Annotated in this window: 17 protein-coding genes and 1 pseudogene; 15 read left to right on the forward strand and 3 right to left on the reverse strand. The window is 67.8% G+C overall.

The window, feature by feature from the left end; all coding sequences use genetic code 11:
* Together V8J36_RS22225 and V8J36_RS22230 are read right to left on the reverse strand one after the other, a co-directional pair.
* Positions 1 to 254, reverse strand: a pseudogene (locus tag V8J36_RS22225) (hypothetical protein); the annotation flags it as partial.
* A gap of 238 nt (positions 255 to 492) precedes the next feature.
* Positions 493 to 1,527 (reverse strand): LacI family DNA-binding transcriptional regulator, encoded by a 1,035-nt coding sequence (locus tag V8J36_RS22230; RefSeq protein ID WP_336469508.1) that lies wholly within the window; start codon positions 1,525 to 1,527, stop codon positions 493 to 495.
* A 144-nt stretch (positions 1,528 to 1,671) separates the two neighbouring features.
* On the opposite strand from V8J36_RS22230, the gene V8J36_RS22235 reads away from it, so the two are divergent.
* From V8J36_RS22235 to iolB, 12 genes are all read left to right on the forward strand, one after another.
* A complete protein-coding gene (locus V8J36_RS22235) occupies positions 1,672 to 2,646 on the forward strand; it encodes a sugar ABC transporter substrate-binding protein (RefSeq protein ID WP_336469509.1) in 975 nt (324 codons plus the stop codon).
* 110 nt (positions 2,647 to 2,756) lie between these two features.
* The gene (locus V8J36_RS22240; protein ID WP_336469510.1) at positions 2,757 to 3,791 is read left to right on the forward strand and encodes an ABC transporter permease; all 1,035 of its coding nucleotides are present in this window, start codon (positions 2,757 to 2,759) and stop codon (positions 3,789 to 3,791) included.
* A 7-nt stretch (positions 3,792 to 3,798) separates the two neighbouring features.
* Positions 3,799 to 4,809: an ABC transporter permease gene (locus V8J36_RS22245; protein WP_336469511.1), complete on the forward strand. Its 1,011-nt coding sequence runs from the start codon at positions 3,799 to 3,801 to the stop codon at positions 4,807 to 4,809.
* 10 nt (positions 4,810 to 4,819) lie between these two features.
* Positions 4,820 to 5,653 carry an ATP-binding cassette domain-containing protein gene (locus V8J36_RS22250; RefSeq protein ID WP_336469512.1) on the forward strand — a complete coding sequence of 278 codons (834 nt, stop codon included), beginning with the start codon at positions 4,820 to 4,822 and terminating at the stop codon, positions 5,651 to 5,653.
* A gap of 99 nt (positions 5,654 to 5,752) precedes the next feature.
* The gene (locus V8J36_RS22255; RefSeq protein ID WP_336469513.1) at positions 5,753 to 6,652 is read left to right on the forward strand and encodes a sugar phosphate isomerase/epimerase family protein; all 900 of its coding nucleotides are present in this window, start codon (positions 5,753 to 5,755) and stop codon (positions 6,650 to 6,652) included.
* Between the two features lie 10 nt (positions 6,653 to 6,662).
* Complete coding sequence (locus V8J36_RS22260) at positions 6,663 to 7,685, forward strand: Gfo/Idh/MocA family oxidoreductase (protein WP_336469514.1); 1,023 nt, start codon at positions 6,663 to 6,665, stop codon at positions 7,683 to 7,685.
* Between the two features lie 14 nt (positions 7,686 to 7,699).
* Positions 7,700 to 8,641 carry a sugar phosphate isomerase/epimerase family protein gene (locus V8J36_RS22265; protein WP_336469515.1) on the forward strand — a complete coding sequence of 314 codons (942 nt, stop codon included), beginning with the start codon at positions 7,700 to 7,702 and terminating at the stop codon, positions 8,639 to 8,641.
* A 14-nt stretch (positions 8,642 to 8,655) separates the two neighbouring features.
* Positions 8,656 to 9,699 carry a Gfo/Idh/MocA family oxidoreductase gene (locus V8J36_RS22270; RefSeq protein WP_336469516.1) on the forward strand — a complete coding sequence of 348 codons (1,044 nt, stop codon included), beginning with the start codon at positions 8,656 to 8,658 and terminating at the stop codon, positions 9,697 to 9,699.
* 1 nt (position 9,700) lies between these two features.
* Entirely contained in the window at positions 9,701 to 9,988 is a 288-nt protein-coding gene (locus V8J36_RS22275; RefSeq protein ID WP_336469517.1) for a putative quinol monooxygenase, read from the forward strand.
* A 56-nt stretch (positions 9,989 to 10,044) separates the two neighbouring features.
* Positions 10,045 to 11,970: a bifunctional 5-dehydro-2-deoxygluconokinase/5-dehydro-2-deoxyphosphogluconate aldolase gene (locus V8J36_RS22280; RefSeq protein ID WP_336469518.1), complete on the forward strand. Its 1,926-nt coding sequence runs from the start codon at positions 10,045 to 10,047 to the stop codon at positions 11,968 to 11,970.
* Positions 11,971 to 12,015: 45 nt separating this feature from the next.
* Entirely contained in the window at positions 12,016 to 13,845 is a 1,830-nt protein-coding gene (gene iolD / locus V8J36_RS22285; RefSeq protein ID WP_336469519.1) for a 3D-(3,5/4)-trihydroxycyclohexane-1,2-dione acylhydrolase (decyclizing), read from the forward strand.
* Positions 13,846 to 13,903: 58 nt separating this feature from the next.
* Positions 13,904 to 14,698: a 5-deoxy-glucuronate isomerase gene (iolB, locus tag V8J36_RS22290; RefSeq protein ID WP_336469520.1), complete on the forward strand. Its 795-nt coding sequence runs from the start codon at positions 13,904 to 13,906 to the stop codon at positions 14,696 to 14,698.
* A 6-nt stretch (positions 14,699 to 14,704) separates the two neighbouring features.
* On the opposite strand, the gene V8J36_RS22295 is transcribed toward iolB, so the two are convergent.
* The gene (locus tag V8J36_RS22295; protein ID WP_336469521.1) at positions 14,705 to 15,730 is read right to left on the reverse strand and encodes a LacI family DNA-binding transcriptional regulator; all 1,026 of its coding nucleotides are present in this window, start codon (positions 15,728 to 15,730) and stop codon (positions 14,705 to 14,707) included.
* 329 nt (positions 15,731 to 16,059) lie between these two features.
* Here V8J36_RS22295 and V8J36_RS22300 point away from each other — a divergent pair, with 329 nt between their 5' ends.
* The 3 genes from V8J36_RS22300 to V8J36_RS22310 are packed head-to-tail and all read left to right on the forward strand — an operon-like array spanning position 16,060 to position 19,924.
* Positions 16,060 to 16,794 carry a gluconate 2-dehydrogenase subunit 3 family protein gene (locus tag V8J36_RS22300; protein WP_336469522.1) on the forward strand — a complete coding sequence of 245 codons (735 nt, stop codon included), beginning with the start codon at positions 16,060 to 16,062 and terminating at the stop codon, positions 16,792 to 16,794.
* Between the two features lie 21 nt (positions 16,795 to 16,815).
* Positions 16,816 to 18,585: a GMC family oxidoreductase gene (locus V8J36_RS22305; protein WP_336469523.1), complete on the forward strand. Its 1,770-nt coding sequence runs from the start codon at positions 16,816 to 16,818 to the stop codon at positions 18,583 to 18,585.
* Between the two features lie 4 nt (positions 18,586 to 18,589).
* Complete coding sequence (locus tag V8J36_RS22310) at positions 18,590 to 19,924, forward strand: cytochrome c (RefSeq protein WP_336469524.1); 1,335 nt, start codon at positions 18,590 to 18,592, stop codon at positions 19,922 to 19,924.
* The last annotated feature ends 199 nt before the right edge of the window (positions 19,925 to 20,123 follow it).

Here is a 20,123-nt window from a genome sequence, read left to right on the forward strand (position 1 = left end):
GGAGCGGCAGGCCGAACAACACCTTCAGCGTCAGGCAGGTCTGGATCGCCTGCGTCGGGAAAACAGTCCCCCGGACTGTTTTCCGCTCCTCCGCAGTCGGAAAAGGTCTCTGGATGGCCGCGCTTGCCGGTCTTCGCGGCATGCCAAGCCATCGTTGGATCGAACCAGATCGAGAGCTATCCGCGGCGACGCAGTGCGGCATTATAGTCGGACCAGTTCGTCGTGCGATAGCGAGGGGAAGAGGGCTTCGGCATGGCCCGAAGCTAACGTATAGGATTCACGACGTGAATCCGCCTCACTGATAAGTGCAACAACGCCCATTGGTGCCTCCCTGGCGCCGACCCTGCGATCGATCGGGGAGAACGGGCAAATCTATTTTCATATTGTGGCATCGATTTCACAGTGTGAAATCCAGCGCCGGTCAGAGCGGCTCCGCGGCGGCAAATCCGACCCTGACGCGCCGTGGGTACCCGTGGTGAACGATTCGGAACCTCAGACGCTTTCGGGCGTCACGATCTCGAACGGGAGGATCCGCTGAAGCGTCGCGCCCGTGCCGTCGGAGCCGGTGACATCGATCATGGTCTGCACGAGCAGCGCCGAGATCGCCTCGAGCGGGTGGCAGAGCGCCGCGGTGATCAGCCCCTCGGACAGTCCCATGCGGGTTTCGGGCCCGATGTCGCGGCAGATCAGGCGTATCCCGGCTCGGCGCTCCGGCGGCACCTCGCGCAGGGCGCGCAGAACGCCCGAGATGCCGCCGCCGAAGATCAGGATCGCCTTCAGATCGTCATGCCGCGCGATCAGGTCCTTGACCATTTCGTAGGCCTGAGTGGCCTCTTCATTGGTCGGCCTGCTCTCTTCGACGATCAGATGCGGGGCGCGTTCGCGGACATAGGCGCGGAAACTCGCATCCGCGACGTCCTGGCAGAGATAGCGGAAGTTGCCGAGGAAGATCGCGACGCGGCCGGGACCGTGTGTCATCTGCGTGACGAGATAAGCCGCGGTGCGCCCCATCTTCCAGTTGTCCATTCCCACGAAGGCAGCGCGCTCGGGCGCGGACTGGTCCGTGATGTAGGTCACGACCGGCGTGCCGGCCTCGCGCAAATCACGAATCGCGTTGCCGATCACCGGGTGATCGGCCGCGATCATCGCCACGGCGTCGCAGTCGCGCCCCAAGGCGCGCAGGCGCGCCGCTATGTTCTCGGGCGTCATCAGGTCGACGAAATCGATCACCGGTTCGACGACCTCGTCCTTCCGCGCGCGGCTTGCCTCGGTGATCCTGCGGGCGAAGAGCTGGTAGAGCTCGCGCGTGGACTGCTGCAGCAGGAAGCCCAGGCGGAAGTGCGGCGAGGACTTCTTCAGGCGGTCCTCGATCGCGCCAACCCCATAAAATCCAATCTTCTCCGCGGCGGCCTGCACCCGCTGCATCGTCGTGCCGCGGACGGAGGCCGTGCCGGCGAGGATCCGGTTGACGGTGGACACCGACACGCCGGCTTGCGCGGCCAGATCGGCGATGGTCGGTCGGTTCATGGCGCCACTCCTCCTGAGTGTCATCATGAATGACATTTTTTGATACAATTGCAATCATCCTGTCGGTCGGAGATTTCAGAATTCGATGCTCTGAGGTAGCAACAGCGCATCGGCCCCGGGGGAGCGGGGCGGCTGGAGGAAGCAATGAAATTCACCAAGAAAGCGGCCGCGACCCTGTCGTCGGCCATCGTGGCGGCCTGTCTGGCCAACTCTGCCCTTGCGGCGAATATCTTCGTGGTCGGCGGCAAGCCCGATGACCCGTTCTGGTCGATCGTGAAGCGCGGCGCCGAGGATGCGGGCGCCGTCGTGAAGGCGCAGGGCGGATCGGTCACCTGGCTCGCGCCGCAGAACTACGACAACCTCGGCGTCGACGCTGCGGAGCTGATCCGCCAGGCGATCGACCAGGGCGCCGATGCGATCGTGGGTCCCGACTGGGTGCCCGAGGCGATGGACCCCGCCTTCAAGGCGGTGATCGAGAAGCAGATCCCGCTGGTCATCTACAATGCCGGCGGGCTCGAGGCCGCGGACCGGCTGGGCGCGATGAACTACGTCGGTTCGGACGACTTCAAGGCCGGTGCCGCCGGGGGCGAACACTTGGCGAAGATGGGCAACACCAACGGCGTCTGCGTGAACACGCTGCCGGGGGCCGCCAACGTCGAGAACTTCTGCGCTGGCTTCGTCGAGGGGATCACCAAGGCCGGTGGCCAAGGCTCGGTCCTGCCGCTGCCCGCAACCTCGTTCGGATCGGCCACCGCGGTCGCCCAGGCGGTGCGCGCCCACCTGCTGCAACATCCCGAGATCAACGCCGTCTTCACCGTCAGCGACGTCGACGCGGGTTCGGCCGTGTCGGGCGTGCAGCAGGCGGGCAAGGCCGGCAAGGTCGCGGTCTGCGGGATCAACTTCAACGAGACGATCCTGAACAACATCAAGGACGGCAAGAGCGCCTGCGCCATCGACCAGCAGGGCTACATGCAGGGCTATCTCGCGGTCTCGATCCTGAACGCCCGCGTGAACTACGGCCTGACCGTCCCCACCCGTGAGATCCTGACCGGCCCCGGTATCATCGACAGCGCGAATGTCGATGCGACCATGACCGGGTTCAAGGAAGGCACGCGCTGAGGCGATCCTCCCCGCCTCGGGCCCGATCCTGCCCGCGCGTCCTCCCTCGCGTGGGCAGGTGAGCCCGATCCAGAACATCGTCGCAGTCAGGGAATACCAGGATGGTCGAGATGACACCCGCTTCGCCTGCTCCCAGCAGGGCCGGTTCCGGCTCCGGCAACGGGCTGGGCGCACTGATCCGCCGGCCCGAGGCCGGATCGCTCTTCGGCCTCTTGGCCGTCTTCGTTCTCTTCACTGCCGTATCAGGGCTGGTCTTCGTCTCGCCGGCAGGCTTCGCAAGCTGGCTCAACGTCGCGGCCGAGATCGGCATCGTGGCGATCCCGATCGGACTTCTGATGATCGCGGGCGAGCTTGACCTGTCGATCGGCGCGGTGATCCCCGCGGCCTCTCTCACCTTCGCGATCAGCGTCGGCCATTACGGCCTGCCCGAGATCCTAGGCATCGCTGCCGCGCTGGGCGTGGGGCTGCTGGTCGGCGTCGTGAACGCGACGCTGGTGCTGCGCACCGGGCTGCCGTCGCTGATCGTCACCATCGGGACGATGTTCGCCGTCATGGGCCTGACACTGGGCCTGTCGGTGATGCTGACCGGCTCGACCTCGACCAACGTCGTGCCGGGGGCCTTCTGGAAGGCGATCATGGGCGACTTCGTCGGCGGCATGTTCCAGGTCACGATCTTCTGGTGGATCGGCTTCGCCGCCGTCATGGCCTACCTGCTGCATGCCAAGCCTTTCGGGAACTGGATCTACGCCATGGGTGGCGACAAGATCAGCGCCCGCAATGCCGGCATCCCGACCGACCGGCTGACGCTGCAGCTCTTCATGCTCTCCGGCGGGGCCGCGGCCTTCGTCGGGATCGGCCAGGCCATGGTCTATCAGAGCGCGCAGGTGCAGGGCGGACAGGCCTTTATCTTCAATTCGATCATGTGCGTGGTCATCGGCGGCGTGCTTCTGACCGGAGGCTTCGGCTCGGTCGTGGGCATCGTGCTCGGCACCATCACCTTCTCGATGGTCAACCAGGGCATCTACTTCACCGGCTTCGATCCGAATTTCGGCTCGGTGATCATCGGGGCGCTGCTGCTGCTCGCGGTTCTGATGAACGACACCTTCCGCCAGCTGGCGCTTTCCTACTCCAGAAAGAAGGACTGAGGGCGACATGCGTGACCTATTCCTTGCAGCCCTGACGAAACGTGCGGAGACCGGCGCCCTCGTCAGCCTTCTTGCCGTCATCCTGATCTTCGTCGTCTTCGGCGGCGCCGACATGGGCACCATGCTGGGCGCGGCGAGCTGGGTGAACTTCGCGGCCAATCTGGGCATCGTCGCGATACCGGTCGGACTTCTGATGATCGCGGGCGAGCTCGACATCTCGATTGGGGCGATGATCCCTGCGGGCTCGATGACCGTCTCGATCCTGTCGGGCTACTACGGCCTGCCGATCGGGGTCGGCATCCTCGGCGCACTGGCGCTGGGGGTCTTCGTGGGCCTCGTGAACGGGCTCCTGACGGTGCGCACCACCGTGCCCTCGCTGATCATCACGCTGGCGACGCTGGTGGCGATGCAGGGGATCGTGCTCTCGGCCTCGGTCCTGCTGACGGGCAAGGCCTCGGTGCCGCTGGCGGCGCCCGACTGGGCCAAGACGATCTTCGGCACGCTGATCAGCGGGTCGTTCCAGAACATCATCCTGTGGTGGCTGGGCTTGAGCACCGTGGCCTGGGGCTTCGTGCATCACTCGCGCTACGGCAACTGGCTTTACGCCATGGGCGGCGACAAGGTCAGCGCCCGCAACGCCGGAATCCCGACCGCGAAGATGACGATCTGGCTCTTCGTCCTGTCGGCCACAGCCGCCTCGTTCGTCGGCATGTGCGGCGCGATCCTCTTCAACTCGGCCCAGGTCTCGGGCGGGATGAACTACATCTTCAACGCCATCGTCTCGGTCGTGGTGGGGGGCGTGCTCCTGACCGGGGGCTTCGGCTCGATCACCGGGATCTTCATCGGTACCCTGACCTTCGCCATCGTGAGCCAGGGCATCTACTTCACCCAGATCGACCGCAACTGGTCGAGCCTGATCATCGGCGCCACGCTGTTGCTCGCCGTCCTGATGAACAACCGCTTCCGCACGCTGGCGCTGGAAGTCGCCCCGCGCGCCAAGCGCCCTGCGAAAGCCTGAGGAGCGTCCCATGACCGCACCCGTTCTGGAACTTCGCCGCGTCAACAAGTCCTTCGGGCCGATCGACGTGCTGCACGACATCACGCTGACCGTGAACGCGGGCGAGGTGCTGTGCCTGCTGGGCGACAACGGCGCCGGCAAGTCGACGCTGATCCGCACCCTCGCCGGTGTCCACAAGCCCAGCTCGGGCGAGATGCTGATGGACGGCGAGCCCGTCAGCTTCGCCAAGCCTAAAGATGCCGCCGACCGCGGGATCGCCACCGTTCACCAGTTCGGCGGCACCTTCCCGCTGATGACCATCGGTCGCAGCTTCTTCGTCGGCTGCGAGCCCACCAGGCGCATCGGACCGTTCAAGATCTTCGACCGCAAGACCGCGAATGAAACCGCGGTGCGCGCAGTGCAGGAATTCGGCATCACCCGGATCACCGACGGCGACCGCCTGATCGGCGGGCTCTCGGGCGGCGAACGCCAGTCGCTGGCGATCGCCCGGGCCGTCCACTTCGGCGCCCGCGTCCTGATCCTGGACGAACCGACCGCGGCGCTTGGCGTGAAACAGGCCAGCCACGTGCTGCGAATCGTGCTCGAGGCGAAGAAGCGCGGCATCGCGGTGATCTTCATCACCCACCAGGTCACCCACGCCATGGCGGTGGGCGATCAGTTCGCGGTGCTGATCCGCGGCGCCGTCGCTGCCAACTTCCGCCGCGGTGATAAGACCCGCGAAGAGATCACCGACCTGATGGCCGGGGGTGAGGCGCTGGCCGATCTGGACCAGGCGATGGAAGGCTACATGGAGACCCACGGCGGACACCCGCCGCAACCCGCGGCGCAGGCGACGGTGGCCTGAGGCCGCCTTACCCCACGCAAGACCCGATCAGACAGACAGTCCCGGCGCCTTCTTCGGCACCGGACGGACCCGACTTGCCTTCCCGAAGGAGGAAAGCAGATGAAGATTGCCATCGACCCCTTCATGCATCGCCACCTGAGCCTTGAAGAGCTGCCCTCGAAGGTGGCCGAACTGGGTTACGACTGGATCGAGCTGAGCCCGCGTGCCGATTTCCTCGAGTGGTTCAAGGCGCCGCGCGTCTTCCCCGAGCGGGTGAAGAGCTTCAAGAAGGCGCTCTCGGACGCCAATGTGGGCATCTCGAGCCTGCTGCCGATGTACCGCTGGGCCTCGAACGACGAGGCCGAGCGCCAGGCTGCGGTACGCCACTGGAAGCGCGCCATCGAGATTGCGGTCGAACTCGGCGTCGACACGATGAACTCGGAATTCGGCCGGGGTCCGCATCCCGACAAGGGGGGCTGCTACTGCTGCCACACCGGCTCGATGATCGAGACCTGCGAAGACGCCTGGTGGCGGTCGATGGAGGAACTCGTGCCGATCGTCGAGCGCGAGGGGATCATGCTGCACATCGAGCCGCATCCCGAGGACTGGGTCGAACAGCTGCAGCCGGCGGTCGACATCATCCGCACGGTGAACTCGAAGAACGTGAAGTTCCTCTACTGCGCGCCGCACACCTACTACTTCGGCGACGACACCAAGGCGATGCTGCGCGAATGCGCCGACGTGCTGGCCCATGTCCACGTGGCCGACACGTTCAACCACAAGGCCAGCTCTGGCCTGCGCTACATCCTGAACCCGCCCGGCACCTCGGCTCGCATCCACCAGCACCTCGACATCGGTCAGGGCGAGGTTCCGTGGGACGACTTCTTCGGCACGCTGGCCGAGATCGGTTTCGACGGGATCATGACCGCCTGCGTCTTCGCCTGGGAAGACCGGATGGACGCCTCGGGCCGGTTCATGCGCTCGGAAATCCAGCGCTACCTCGACAAACACTTCAAGTGAGGGCGGAAAAATGACTTTGAACGTCGGAGTTATCGGGACCGGCATGATCGGTCAGGACCATATCCGTCGCCTGACCCAGGTGCTGTCGGGGGCCACCGTCACGGCGGTGACCGACATCGACACCGCCCGAGCCACCGCGGCCGCGCCCAAGGGCGCCACGGTCTTCGCAACCCCGGCCGAGCTGATCCGCTCGGACAAGGTCGACGCGGTGGTGATCTGTTCCTGGGGACCCGCGCACGAGGAGCAGCTGCTCGACTGCATCGCCGCCGGCAAACCGGTGTTCTGCGAAAAGCCGCTGGTGACCTCGGAAGCCGCCGCGCTGCGCGTGATCGAGGCCGAAACCGCCTTCGGTCGCCGCCTGGTGCAGGTGGGCTTCATGCGCCGCTTCGACGCCGACTACCGCCGGCTGAAGGCGGTGCTCGACGGCGGCACGCTGGGCCGGCCGCTGATCTACAAGTCGGTGCACCGCAACGCGAGCGTGCCGCCCGGGCTCTACACCTCGGACATGCCGCTCAACGACACGCTGGTGCATGACGCGGACATCTCGCGCTGGCTTTTGGAGGACGAGATCGCGGCCGTCGAAGTGCGCCTGCCGCCGCGCTCGCGCCAGGGGGGCGAGCTGCGCGATCCGCATATCGTGCTCTTGCACATGGCCGGCGGCGCGATCGTCGATGTCGAGATCTCGGTCAATATCGCCTACGGCTACGACATCCGTGGCGAGGCCTCCTGCGAGAAGGGCATCGCCGCGCTGCCGAACCGCCCCGCGACTGTGGTGACCGATGCCAACGGCATCCGCCAGGCGATCCCCGAGGACTGGCGCGAACGCTTCATCGAGGCCTACGACCAGGAATTCCGCGAATGGATCGCGGCGGCGGGGCAGGGCACGGCGACCGGCCCTTCCACCTGGGATGGCTACGCCGCGACCCTCGTCGGCGACGCGGCGCTGCGTGCCGTGGCCAGCGGTGCGCGCGAAACCATCACCATGCGCGACAAGCCGGCGCTTTACGCCGCGCCGGTCTTCAAGGCCGCCTGAACGGGACACCTAAGATGAAACTTTCGATCTGCACCGACGTGATGGGGGCTCTGCCCTTCACCGACATGCTCGACAAATGCGTGGCGCTGGGTGTCGAGGGCATCGAGATGACCGGGGGCGGCTGGTCGCCGGCCCCGCATTTCCGCGCCGAGACGCTGCTGGCCGACCGTGGCCTGCTGAAATCCCGCCTGGCCGAGATCGAGGCCCGCGGCCTGAAGATCGCGGCACTGAACTGCTCGGCCAACCCGCTTGATCCCGGCGCGATGGGCACGCGCCACCGCAAGGAGATGGAGGACACGATCCGCCTCGCGGGCGAGATCGGCGTGACCAAGATCGTCACCATGTCCGGCCTGCCCGAGGCGGCGCCCGGCGACATGGTGCCGAACTGGCTGGTCTACACCAAGTCCTGGCCCAACGAGATGCCCGAGCGCGACCGCTACCAGTGGGAGGACCGCGCCTTCCCGCTGTGGCACGACCTCGTGGCCCATGCGAAGGCCTCGGGCGTCGAGAAGATCGCGCTCGAGAATTTCTCGGCGATGCTGGTCTGGAACCCGGAAACGCTGTTCCGGCTGCGCAACGAGGTCGGCCCAATGGTGGGTATGAACCTCGATCCCTCGCACCTGTTCTGGAAGGGGGCCTGCCCGATCGCCGTCGCCCGGGCGCTCGGCCCCGCCATCCACCACGTCCACGGCAAGGACACCCGGATCGAACGCGGCCTGGCCGATGTGAACGGTCTGCTGGAAACGAAGGACGTCACCGACATCGCCAACCGCGCCTGGAACTACGTCGCCGTCGGCGCGGGCCATGACCTGCAGTGGTGGAAGGAGTTCTTCTCGGTCGTCGGCATGATGGGCTACGACGGCTGGGTGTCGCTGGAGATGGAGGATTTCACCATGTCCACCGAGGCCGGCATCCAGTCCTCGATCGACGCCCTCAAGGCGACAATCATCCGCTGACGGGGGACGGGACGATGCGCATCGGGGTCGTCGGATACGGGACGGGCGGGCGGCATTTCCATGTGCCGTTCATCCAGGCCGCGTGCGGGGTGACGCTGGCCGGCGTCGTCGCGCGGGCGCCCGCGACCGTGGCCGCGGTGCGCGCCGACCTGCCCGATACCCCGGTCTTCGCAAGCCTGACCGAGATGCTGGCCGCGGGCAGCTGCGATGCGGTGACGATCACCACCCCGCCCCAGACTCGCGACGCGCTGGTGCGCGAGGCGCTTGCGGCGGGGGTGGCGGTGATAGCCGACAAGCCCTTCGCCCCCTCGGCCGCCGCCGGCCGGGCGCTGGCCGAGGAGGCCCTGGCGGCGGGCGTCATGCTGGGCGTCTATCACAACCGGCGCTGGGACGCGGACATCCGCACCCTGCGGCGGCTGATGGACGAGGGCGCGCTGGGCACGCCATGGCGGCTGCACAGCCGGATGGACTTCGACGATCCGGCGACGCTCGAGGCCGGGCCGGAGGGCGGGCTTCTGCGCGACCTCGGCGCGCATGTCGTCGACCAGGCGCTGTGGCTGATGGGGCCGGCGGTCTCGGTCGATGCGCAGCTCGACATGGTGGAGCTGCCCGAGGGGCGGACGGATGCCGGCTTCACGCTGACCATCCTGCATGCCTCGGGTGCGCGCAGCCACATCTCGGCCAGCAAGCTCAACCGCCTGCACTGCCGCGAACTGCGGCTCTACGGCGCGGCCGGCTCCTATGTCGCGCAATCCAGCGACGTGCAGGCGCAGGCGATCTTCGCCGGGGCGCGTCCCGCCGACGATCCCGAGGGCTGGGGCCGCGAGCCCGAAGCCTGCTGGGGCACGCTCTCGACCGCCGAGGGGCGCGTGCGCGTGCCGTCCGAGGCCGGGGCCTACCACGCCTATTACGAGGGCTTCGCCGCCGCGCTGCGCGACGGCACCGCCCCGCCCGTGACCACCGACGAGGCGATCGCGACGCTCGCCGTGCTGGACGCCGCGCGGATCAGCGCCACCGAGCGTCGCCGCGTCGCCCTGGCCGAGATCGAGGAGGCCTGAGATGTACAAGTTCATCATCACCATCGACTGCCAGCCCGGCACCCGCGCCCGCATCCTCGAGCGCGCGCCCGAGGCGCAGGCCGCGACCCGGGCCGAGCCGGGCTGCCTCGCCTACGACTTCTACACCTGCACCGACGATCCCGACCGGCTGGTCTTCGTCGAGAGCTGGCGCGACGAGGCCGCCCATGCCTTCCACATGGAGCAGGCGCACACCACGGCCTTCATCGCCTTCCACGAGCAGTTCCACCGCAGCCTGACCTTCGAGACGGTCAACGCCGCCACCGCCTGACCACTGACCCGCCGCCCGAGAGGGGCCGGCAAGCCGAAGACCCCGGGGAGGATCCCATGACGAAGACACTGGACGTGATCACCATCGGCCGCGCGGGCGTCGACCTTTACGGCGCGCAGATCGGCGGCCGGCTCGAGGACATGGGATCGTTCGACAAGTACATCGGCGGCTCGCCCACCAACATGGCCTGCGGCACCGCGCGGCTGGGGATGAAGTCGGCGCTGATCACCCGCGTCGGCGACGAGCACATGGGCCGCTTCATCCGCGAGGAGCTGGTGCGCCACGGCGTCGACGTGCGCGGCGTGACGACCGACCCCGAGCGGCTGACCGCGCTGGTGATCCTGGGCATCCGCGACCAGTCGCAGTTCCCGCTGATCTTCTACCGCGAGAATTGCGCCGACATGGCGCTGTGCGAGGCCGACATCGACGAGGGCTTCGTCGCCTCCGCCCGCGCGGTCGTGGCGACCGGCACCCACCTCAGCCACCCCGGCCCGCGCGCCGCGGTGCTAAAGGCGCTGGCGATCGCCAAGGCCTCGAGCGGTCAGGCCGCGCTCGACATCGACTACCGCCCGAACCTCTGGGGCGTGGCGGGCCATGGCGACGGCGAGAGCCGCTTCGTGGAAAGCGCCCGTGTCACCGCTTCGCTGCAAGAGACGCTGCCGCTCTTCGACCTGATCGTCGGCACCGAGGAGGAGTTCCACATCGCCGGCGGCTCGACCGACACGATTGCGGCGCTGCGTGCGGTGCGCGCCGTCTCGGGCGCGACGCTGGTGTGCAAGCGCGGCCCGATGGGCGCCGTCGCCTTCGAGGGCGCGATCCCCGACAGCCTCGACGACGGCCAGACCGGCCCCGGCTTCCCGATCGAGGTCTTCAACGTGTTGGGCGCGGGCGACGGCTTCATGTCGGGCCTGCTGAAGGGCTGGCTCGATGGCGAGGCCTGGTCGGTCGCGCTGAAATACGCCAATGCCTGCGGGGCCTTCGCGGTCAGCCGCCACGGCTGCACCCCGGCCTATCCCAGCTGGGAGGAACTGCAGTTCTTCTTCGCCCGCGGCGTCCAGCGCCCCGACCTGCGCAACGACCCGGAACTGGAGCAGGTGCACTGGGTATCCAACCGCACCTTCTCGCACGGCGGCGACTGGACCACGCTGCGCACCTTCGCCTTCGACCACCGCATCCAGCTGGAACAGATGCCGGGCTACACTGTGGCCAAGGGCGGCGCCTTCAAGAATCTCTGCCTCGAGGCGGCGCTGAAGGTGCAGGCGGGTCGGCCCGGCTACGGGATTCTGTGCGACAACCGCATCGGCCGCGCGGCGCTGCATCGCGCCAGCGGCTCGGGCCTCTGGATCGGGCGGCCGACCGAATGGCCGGGCTCGCGCCCGATCGCGCTGGAACCCGAGCTTGGCCCCGACTGCGGGTCGCTGAAGGAATGGGCGCGCGAGGACGTGGTGAAGCTGCTGGTCTTCTGCCATCCCGACGACGACGCCGAGACCCGCGCCGCGCAGGAGGCGACGGTCATGCAGCTCTGGACCGCCGCACGCCGCAACAACCTGGAATTCCTGCTGGAAATCATCCCCTCGAAGGTCGGCCCGGTCGACGAGACCACCACTGCCACCCTGATCCGGCAGTTCTATGCGGCCGGCATCTATCCCGACTGGTGGAAGCTCGAGCCGTTCCGCACCGAGGCCGCCTGGGCCGCCGCCGTCGCCGCGATCGAGGAGAACGACCCCAACACCCGCGGGATCGTGGTCCTGGGCCTCGACGCGCCCGAGGCGGAGCTGGCCGAAAGCTTCGCGCTGGCTGCCCGCCAGCCGCTGGTGCGCGGCTTCGCCGTCGGCCGCACGATCTTCGGCGATGCGGCGCGGGCCTGGATGGTGGGCGCGATAACCGACGAGGCCGCGGTCGCGCAGATGGCCGAGCGGTTTGCCCGGCTCTGCGCGGTCTGGGACGGGGCGCGCGCCAGCGCCGCCCGTGCCGCCGCCTGAACGACGACAGTTGATTGGGGCCCCGCGGGGTCCGGGAGGAAGACGATGACCGCAACGATCCGGCTGACGGCCGCTCAGGCGATGGTGAAATGGCTCTCGGTGCAGATGACCGAGGAGGGCGAGCGCTTCATCGAGGGCGTCTGGGCCATCTTCGGCCATGGCAACGTGGCGGGCGTGGGCGAGGCGCTGCACCGCTACCAGGACGTGCTGCCGACCTGGCGCGGCCAGAACGAGCAGACCATGGCCCATGCCGCCATCGCCTATGCCAAGACCAAGAAGCGCACCCGCGCCCACGCGGTGACCTCGTCGATCGGGCCGGGCTCCACGAACCTCGTGACCGCGGCGGCGCTCGCCCATGTGAACCGCCTGCCGCTTCTGATGATCTGTGGCGATGTCTTCGCCAACCGCCGCCCCGACCCGGTGCTGCAGCAGATCGAGGATTTCGACGACGGCACGATCAGCGCCAACGACTGCTTCCGCCCGGTGGTGCGCTACTTCGACCGCATCACCCGGCCGGAACACCTGATGACCTGCCTGCCGTGCGCCATGGCCACGATGACCGACCCGGCGAATTGCGGGCCCGTCTGCCTCGCCTTCTGCCAGGACGTGCAGGCCGAGGCCTTCGACTATCCGGAGGCCTTCTTCGAACCCAAGGTCTGGCGCATCCGCCGCCCCGAGCCCGACCCGCGCGAACTGGACGACCTTGTCGCCGCGATCCGGGCCGCGAAACGCCCGCTGATCGTCTCGGGTGGCGGCGTGCTCTACTCGGGCGCCGAGGACGTGCTGCAGGCCTTCGCCACCCGCCACAACATCCCCTTCGTGGAAACGCAGGCCGGCAAGGGCGGGCTTGGCTGGGACGATCCGCTGAACTTCGGCTCGCCCGGCGTCACCGGCTCGGCCTGCGCGAACGGGCTGGCGGCCGAGGCCGACCTGATCCTGGGCGTCGGCACCCGCTTCCAGGATTTCACCACCGGCAGCTGGACGGTCTTCGCCGCCGCCGACCGCAAGCTGATCTCGGTCAACCTCGCGGGCTACGACGCGATGAAGCACGGCGCGATCCCCTGCGTGGGCGATGCGAAGGTTGTGCTGGAAAAGCTCGGCGCGGCCTTGGGCGATCTGCGCTTCGACTGGCATGACGCCGCCGCGCGCGAGGGCTGGCACGACCGCGTGCGCGCCGTGACCGCACGCCCGGGGATGAAGGGCCTGCCGACCGACGCGCAGGTGATCGGTGCCGTGCAGCGCGTCTCGACGCCAGCGAGCGTGGCTATGTGCGCGGCCGGCACCATGCCGGGGGCGCTGCAGGTGCTGTGGCAGGCGACCCGGGGCGGCTACCACATGGAATACGGCTATTCTTGCATGGGCTACGAGGTCGCGGGCGCCATGGGCATCAAGCTCGCCGCGCCGGAGAAGGAAGTGATCTGCTTCGTCGGCGACGGCAGCTACATGATGGCGAACTCGGAACTGGCGACGGCGGTGATGCGGCGCGTGCCCTTCACCATCGTGCTGACCGACAATCGCGGCTACGGCTGCATCAACCGGCTGCAGATCGAATGCGGCGGGGCCGAGTTCAACAACATGTACAAGGACAGCCTCGTCGAGGTGCAGCCCGAGATCGATTTCGTGGCCCATGCCGGTTCGATGGGTGCCTATGCCGAGAAGGCCACCGACATCGCCGATCTCGAGGCCAAGATCGTGGCCGCGCGGTCCCGCGACATCCCCTCGGTCATCGTGATCGACACGACGGCGGTGCCCGGCACCGATGCCGGCGGCCACTGGTGGGACGTGGCGGTGCCGCAGGTCGGCGGGCCCGACCGGCTCGAGGCGGCGCGGGCCCGCTACGGCGCGATGCACGCGACCCAGCGCGTCTTCAACTGACCGGAGGCGGCGGGGCAGGGACCCCGCCGCGTCACGACGACACTTGCAGGAGGCTTCGATGAGCCCGCTTCTCCACCGCCCCTTCGGCACCCATGGCAAGGTGCACGATATCACCCCCGGCTCCGCCGGCTGGCGCTATGTCGGCTTCTCGCTCTACCGGCTGCGCGCGGGCGAGAGCGTCGCCGAGGCCACCGGCGGGCGCGAGGTGATCCTCGTCCTGATCGAGGGCAAGGCCCGCCTCACCGGTGCCGGGCAGGACTGGGGCGAGATGGGCGAGCGGATGTCCGTCTTCGAGAAGACGCCGCCGCATTGCCTGTATCTGCCGGGAGGCACCGACTGGCAGGCGACGGCCACGACCGACTGCGCCATCGCCGTCTGCTCGGCGCCGGCAGCCGGCGGGCATGCCGCGCGCCGGATCGGGCCCGAGGGCATCACCCTGACCCAGCGCGGTGAGGGGTCGAACACCCGCTTCATCAACAACATCGCGATGGAGAACGAGGATTATTGCGACAGCCTGCTGGTGACCGAGGTCTTCACCCCGGCCGGCAACTGGTCGTCCTATCCGAGCCACCGCCACGATGAGGACGATTTTCCGCGGATCACCTATCTCGAAGAGACCTACTACCACCGCCTGAACCCCGCAGACGGCTTTGGCATCCAGCGCGTCTACACCGACGACCTGCAGCTGAACGAGACCATGGCCGTACATGACGGCGACGTGGTCTGCGTGCCGCGCGGCCATCATCCCTGCGGTGCGCCGCACGGGTTCGAGATGTATTACCTCAACGTCATGGCAGGTCCGCTGCGCAAGTGGCGCTTCGTGCCGGCGCCGCCGGTCGCGCATCTGCTCTGACCGGGGTCAGACGCTTTCCGAGACCGCGATCTCGAAGGGCACGATGTGGTGCAGGGGGCCGCTGCCGGGCCGGTCCAGCGCGATGATCATCCCCTCGATGGTGCGATCGACCAACGCAAGCGACGGGTGGCAGAGGATCACGTCCACCGTGCCGTCGAGCAGGGCGGGGCGGGTTGCGTCGGTCATCTCGGTGCCGATGACGGTCAGGTCGCCGCGCTTGCGCTCACGCACCGCCGCGACCACGCCGTCGAGCCCGCCGCCCGCGACCATGACGCCGGCAAGGTCGGGCGTCTCGGAGATCTGGCGGATCATCTCCTCGCGCGCGGTGCGGTCCTCTTCGCCGGTCAGGCGGCTGGGCAGAAGCTGGTGCGGGCAGCCGTGATCGGCGAGATACTGACGAAAGCCCATCTCATGCGCTCGCTGGCACAGGTAGCTGCCCGATCCGACCAGCACCGCGACCTTGCCGCCTTCGGGGCGCAGGCGCCGCATGAACCAGCCGGCCGTGCGCCCGAGCTTCCAGTCCGAGGCGCCGAGGAAGCCCGCCCGTTCGGGGGCCGAGATGTCGGACATCAGCGCCAGCACCGGCACCCCCTGCCGCGCGAGATCCGCCACCGCGAGGTTGATCAGAGGGTGGTCCATCATCACGGCGGTGATCGCGTGGCAGCGGCTGCCAAGTTCGCGCAGCGCGGCGGCGGTTTCCTCGGGGTCGATCCGTGCGAGGTGGCGCACGATCGCCTGGCCGCGGATAACGGGCGACTGCTCGGTCGCGCGGATCAGGTCCTGCGCCAGGCGTGTGTAGAGATGGCGGCTGTCGGGATTGAGCAGGAAGCCGAACACGCGTTCGGGCGAATCCTGCGTGAGCCGTGCCCGGATGGTCCCGGTGGCGTGGAAGCCGATCTCCTCTGCCGTCTCCAGCACATGCTCAAGCGTCATGCGCTTGACGGGGCCGCGACCTGACAGGATGCGATCGATCGTCGACAGGCTGACATCTGCAGCTTCCGCCAGATCCGCCATCGTCTTGCGCCGAGCCATGTGTAATCCCCTCAGAAACAGACCTGTCATCGTGAGATATGCAATGATGGAAAATGATGTGTAAGCCATCAAATTCCTCCGCGTCGTATTGCCACGTCCCCGCCGCGGCTCTACCCGGTGCGGTATGCGATGCCATGCCGGATCTGCCATGCTGACCAAGCAAGCCATTCCGGGCCGAGCCCCTGTGACCCGACCCGCACGCGCCGCGCCGCCGTGACCAAGCGCCGGCGCCGCCCGGTCGACGACAGATCCCCTCCCCCTACCGATCGAGATGCCGCGGCCCTCCCCGGGCAGCCGCCCGGCTGCGCGCATCCATGAAGGAGCTTTCCATGAACCGAAGAGAGGCGCTCTTCTCCCTCGGCGCGATGACCGCCGCGGGTGCCGCCGTGGCCAGCGGCCAGGCCGGGGCCGAGGTGATGCGCGGCATCCCCGCCGCGACCGGCATCACCCCAGACCACCTGCCGCGACCGATCACCCGCGGCGGCTTCCAGGTCCTGACGGACGAAAAGGACCAGCGCCTGCTGGCCGCGGTCTTCGACCGGCTGATCCCGGCCGACGACAACGGCCCCTCGGCGACCGAGGCCGGCTGCCTCGACTTCCTCGACCGCCAGCTGGCGGGTGATTACGGCGCAGGGGCCGCGCTCTATCTCGAAGGTCCGCTGAACAGGCAGAACGACGAGGCGATCATGCGCCAGCCGCAATTCCTGGCGACGCCGCGCGCGCGCTATGAGAGCGGTCTCAAGGCGCTCGAGGCTTATGCGCAGAAGGAAGACGGCAAGGCCTTTGCCGATCTTGCCCCCGAACGGATCGACGCGATCCTCGAGGGGCTCGAGGCGGGCACGGTCTCGCTCGGATCCGACGTCGACGGTCAGGCCTTCTTCGAGCTGATGCTGCAGAATGCGCGCGAGGGCTATCTCGCCGACCCGATCTACGGCGGCAACAAGGGCATGGCCGGCTGGAAGATGATGGGCTTCCCGGGGGCGCGCTACGACTACCGCCCCTACATCGACCGCCGCGGCGAGGATCTGGGCCTGACCCCCGTCAGCCTGATCCCGAACGACTGACCCACCCGAGGAGCATTGAACATGGCAAATGAACGCCCGAGGGCGGATGTGGTCATCGTGGGTCTTGGCTGGGCCGGATCCGTGATGGCGGAAGAACTGACGCGCGCTGGTCTCGACGTGGTGGCGATCGAGCGCGGCGCCTGGCGCGACACCTCGACCGACTTCCCGCCGGCGATCGCCGCGGACGAGCTGCGCTGGCACACGCGCCGCGGCATGCTGCAGCCGATGAGCGTCGAGACGACGACCTTCCGCAACAAGCTGGGCCAGACCGCCGCGCCGGTGCGCAGCTGGTCGGCCTTCCAGTACGGCTGGGAAGTCGGCGGGGCCGGCACCCACTGGGCCGGCATGTCCTGGCGCTTCTCGCCTTGGGACTTCCAGGCCGCGACCATGACGCGCGAGCGCTACGGCGCGGCCAAGCTCGAGGGCCTGCAGGTCCAGGACTGGGGCGTCACCTACGAGGAGATGGAGCCCTACTACGACCGCTTCGAGCGGATCGCGGGCACCTCGGGCTACGCGGGCAACCTCAACGGCGAGAAGCGCGCGGGCGGCAACGTCTTCGAGGGGCCGCGGCAGCGCGACTACCCGACGCCGGCGCTGAAGGACACGCACTGGATGGCGACCTACCGCCAGACGGTCAGCGACATGGGCTACCACCCGTTCACGGTGCCCGCGGGCAACCTGAGCCAGGCCTATGTCAACCCGCTCGGCGTCGCGATGGGCCCCTGCACCTACTGTGGCTTCTGCGACTTCCACGGCTGCGGCAACTTCTCCAAATCCTCGCCGCAGGCCTGCATCCTGCCGGTGCTGATGCGGCGTCCGAACTTCACGCTGATCACCGAGACCGAGGTGCTGCATGCCGTGAAGCATGACGACGGCAAGACCGCCAAGGGCGTGAAGTTCGTCGGCAAGGACGGCGAGGAAGGCTTCCAGCCCGCCGATGTCGTCGTGATCACTGCCTACCAGATGGACAACGTCCGCCAGATGCTGCTGGGCGGCATCGGCCAGCCCTACGATCCGCGCACGGGCGAGGGCACGGTGGGGCGCAACTACTCCTACCAGACCTGCTCCTCGGTCACCGGCTTCTTCCCGGGCCAGAAGATGAACCCGTTCATCGGCGCGGGCGCGCTCGCGGTGCAGATCGACGACTTCAACGGCGACAACTTCGACCACTCCGAGCTCGATTTTATCGGTGGCGCGGGGATCATGGGCTTCTCGACCAACGGTCGGGCGATCCAGAACATGAACGGGCTGCGCAAGGGCACCAAGCGCTGGGGCTCGGAATGGAAGTCGGCGATCGGTCGCGACTACCAGGAAGCCGCAACGATCTTCTGCCAGGGCACCTCGATGCCCGTGCGCGACGCCTACATCGACCTCGATCCGACCTACAAGGACCGCCACGGCCAGCCGCTGATGCGCCTGACCTTCGACTGGAACCGCAACGATGTGGCGATGAGCAAGTACGTCACCGACAAGGCGGTCGAGATCATGAAGGAATCCGGTGGCGAGGAACTCGCGATCGACAACCAGGCGCTGGAAAGCTGGAACCCCTACATGCAGCACTCGTCGCACACGATCGGCGGCGCGGTGATGGGCGCGGATCCGAGGACCTCGGCGCTGAATCCCTGGCTGCAGAGCTGGGACGTGCACAACGTCTTCGTGGTCGGCGCCTCGGCCTTCCCCAACAACGGCGGCTACAACCCCACGGTGACGGTTGGCGCGCTGGCGGTGCGTGCCGCGCAGGCGATCCACCAGAGCTACATGCAGAACCCCGGCGCGCTGGTGAAAGGCTGAGATCATGGCGAACATCAAACGCATCGGGCAGGGGCTGGGCGTCGTCATCGTCGCGGGTGTCGTGGTCGCGGGCGGCTGGGCCTGGACCAGGCTCAACACCGGTCGCGCCTCGGTGGCCGACGACAGCGTGACGCTGGCCGAGGTGACGGGCGCGGATGCCGAAGCCGTCAAGCGCGGCGAATACGTCATGCGCTCGGGCGACTGCGTCGCGTGCCACACCGGCAAGGGCGAGGAGTTCGCCGGCGATTTCGCCGGCGGCTACCAGATCCACACGCCCTTCGGCACGCTGGTGGCATCGAACATCACCCCCGATACCGAGACCGGGATCGGCGGCTGGACGGAGCGCGACTTCTTCAAGGCGCTGCGCCACGGGCAGGGCAAGGGCGACATGCTCTACCCGGCGATGCCCTACACCGCCTATGCCAAGCTGACCGACGCCGACATGCATGACCTGTGGGCCTACATGTCGACGATCGAACCGGTGAAGAACGCGGTCGACGAGAACGGCGGCATGGCCTTCCCCTACAACATCCGCCTCGCGATGGCGGGCTGGGACATGCTGTTCTTCGACAATTCGGCCTTCGAACCCGTGCCGGGCCAAAGCGACGAATGGAACCGCGGCAAGTATCTGGTCGACGGCGCGGGCCACTGCTCGGCCTGCCACACGCCGCGCAACGGGCTCGGGGCCGAGGTCGCGGCGCACTACATGCAGGGCGCGGTGGTCGACGGCTGGTTCGCGCCGGAGCTCACGTCGAACCCGCATGTCGGACTGGGCGAGGTCGGGGCGGAGAGCGTGGCGCAATACCTGAAGACCGGGTCGGACGGCACGGCCTTCGCCGCCGGTCCGATGGCCGAGGCCGTCGAGCATTCGACCCAGTATCTGACCGACGCGGATGCCAAGGCGATCGCCACCTATCTCGTATCGTTGCCCGGTTCGGACGCCGTGCGGCCCGCGCCCATGTCGGCCGATACGGCGGCAATGCGATCCGCGGCGCTGGCCTATGAAGTCAACTGCTCCGCCTGCCACGGTGTGTCCGGCGAGGGCATCGGTTCGCTCGCTCCAGCCTTTGCCGGCAATCACGCGATCCAGTCTGACAACGTGACCTCGATCGCGGGGGCCGTTCTGCGCGGGGCCCGGGCCGCCCATACCGACACGCTGCCGACAGCCGGTGGCATGCCGGCCTTCGGTTGGAAGTTCGATGACGTGCAGATTGCTAGTGTGCTTGACTACATTCGAAACAGCTGGGGCAATGCCGCCTCGCCGGTTTCCCCGGAGGACGTGGCGAAGTTCCGCACGGCGACCGGTGCGCTTCCGAAACTTGCACCCCCGGCCGAATAGCGGAAAACCGGAGTTTGGATTGCTCGCAAGAGCAATGGCGCCGCCGAGGGGAGAGTCTCGGCGGCGTCTTATTGCGTAGTATGCCGGTGCCGGAACCCGTGGTCTGCCCCCTGAAAAGTGGTCCTCCCTGAAGTAGGCTTTCAAGCCAGATGGAGGACGGAATATGGGACAGAAGAAGCACAAGCCGGAAGAGATTGTC

The sequence above is a fragment of the Frigidibacter sp. MR17.14 genome (genome assembly GCF_037095735.1).
GTDB lineage: Bacteria > Pseudomonadota > Alphaproteobacteria > Rhodobacterales > Rhodobacteraceae > Frigidibacter.